1 protein-coding gene is annotated in these 2510 nt (G+C 69.8%); it reads left to right on the forward strand.

The features are described from left to right. Positions 1 to 2510, forward strand: a 2510-nt coding sequence (locus COGEMETH_RS16540; protein WP_283215008.1) for a beta strand repeat-containing protein, incomplete at both ends; no start/stop codon positions are given.

Raw genomic sequence — 2510 nt, forward strand, 5'->3', positions numbered from 1 at the left:
ATCACCAACGACGATCCCGCACCGACGATCGCCATCAGCGACGTGACGGTGTCCGAAGCGGCAGGCACGGCCACCTTCACCATCACCCGGACCGGGGCCACCGAGGTGCCGATCACGGTCGATTACCGTACCGCCGATGGCACGGCCGTGGCCGGGTCCGACTACACGTCCACCTCCGGGACGTTGACCTTCGCCCCGAGCCTCGCCGCCACGGCAACGCAGACCGTGACGGTGTCCCTCACGAACGATGCATTGTTCGAGGGGGCCGAGCAGTTCGCGCTCAATCTCTCGAACGCCGTGGGCGCCACGATCGCGGATGCGCAGGGTATCGGCACGATCATCGATGACGATACCGCTGTCCCCGTTGTGACGACTTCAGCGGGCACGACAGCCGCGCAGGAACAGGTGGCGGTAGCCGTCGACCCCAACCTGACCCTCACCGACCTCGACAGCGCGACCCTTGCGGGCGCCACCGTCAGCCTCACCGGGGGCTACGCCGGCGCCGAGGACGTGCTGGCCTTCACCAACACCAGCGCAGCGACCTATGGCTCCATCGCCGCCAGTTATGCCGCCGGCGTGCTCACGCTGAGCGGCACGGGCACGACAGCCCAGTACCAGGCAGCTCTCCGGGCCGTCACCTACACCGACAGCTCCGATACGCCGGCCACGGCCACCCGGACGATCAGCTTCACGGCCAGCGATGGCACCAACACCAGCCCAGCGGCAACGCGCAGCCTGAGCGTTGCCGCGGTCAACGACGCTCCGGTCCTGGCCAGCGACGGCCAGATCAGCCTCGTTCAGGGTGGGACGGTGCCGGTCACGGTGGCCGACCTGACCGCCAGCGATGTCGACAACACCGCCGCTCAGCTCAGCTACACCGTGACCGGCACGACGCGCGGGCAGGTTCTCGTCAACGGCACGGCGCTTCTCGCCAACGGCACGTTCACGCAGACCCAACTGGCGGCAGGCCAGGTCGGCTTCCGGCAGGACGGCAGCACCGACACGAGCGCCGGATTCACGATCACGGTCAGCGACGGCACCGCCGTCACCGGTCCGAGAACCGTCGCCGCCACGGTGGACACCACGCCGCCGGCCATCGCCATCACCTCGGGTCCGGTCACCCTGGCCGAGGGCAATGCCGGCACCACGGCCTTCGCCTACACGCTGACCCGCACAGGCAACCTCAACCTGGCCAGCACGGCGACCTATGCGGTCACCGGCACGGGGGCCAACCCGGCGGACGCAGGTGATTTCGGCGGGAGCCTGCCCACGGGCACTGCGAACTTCGCGGTGGGCGCCAGCACCGCCATGGTGACGGTCCTGGTCTCGGGCGACACGGCGTTTGAGGCCAACGAGGGCTTCACCCTGGCGCTGACGGGAGCGACGAACGCCACGGCCGATACCGCCACGACAGCCGCAGGCACGATCACCAACGACGATCCCGTGCCGGTGTTCGCGATCGCCAACGCGCCCGGCGTCACCGAGGGCGGCCAGCTCGTCTACACCGTCACCCGGACCGGCGACGCGCAGGCCAGCCAGTCCGTCACGGTCACCACGGGCGCTGCCGGCGACACCGCCACGGCCAACGCGGACTACACCGCCAGAACCCAGGTCCTCACCTTCGCCCAGGGCCAGACCAGCGCGACTTTCACCGTCGCCACCACGGATGACAGCCTCTACGAGGGCGCCACGCCGGAGACGGTCACCGCGACGCTGAGCGCCGCCACCGGCGGGGCGACGATCTCGACCACCAACGGCTCGGCCACCGGCACCATCGCCGACAACGACCTCGTCCCGAGCTTCGCCATCAGCCCGGCCACGCTGGCGCAGGCCGAGGGCAACACCGGCACGACGAGCTTCGTCTACACCGTCACCCGCACGGGCGATGCGCAGGCGAGCGAGACGATCGCCTATGCGGTGACCGGCTCGGGCACGAACCCGGCCTCGGCCTCGGACTTTGCCGGCAACGCCCTGCCGTCCGGCACGCTGACCTTCGCCCAAGGGGTGACGAGCCAGACCGTCACGGTGCTGGTCGCCGGCGACACCGCGGTCGAGCCGAACGAAGGCTTCTCCGTCACCCTGTCGGGTCCGAACTTCGGCACGATCACCACGGCGACCGCCACGGGCACGATCCAGAACGACGACGTCGCTCCGCCGCCGCCACCGACCCAGCCGACCGGCCCGACGCCCGGCGACGACGATCTCACCGGCACGGATGGGCCCGACAGCATCAGCCTGCTTTCGGGCAACGACACCTACAGCGGCGGCCTGGGCAACGACACGGCGTTCGGCAACGAGGGCGACGACCTGATCCAGGGCAACCAGGGTGACGACCTGCTGCTCGGCAACATGGGCAACGACACCCTCTACGGCGGTCAGGGCGCCGACACTCTCTACGGCGGACAGAACCGGGACGTGCTGCTGGGCAACCAGGGCAACGACGTGCTGTTCGGGAACCTTGGGGCCGACACGCTCTACGGTGGGCAGGGTTCCGACACCCTCTACGGCGG

The sequence above is a fragment of the Methylobacterium trifolii genome (assembly GCF_022179685.1).
Taxonomy (GTDB): Bacteria; Pseudomonadota; Alphaproteobacteria; order Rhizobiales; family Beijerinckiaceae; genus Methylobacterium; species Methylobacterium trifolii.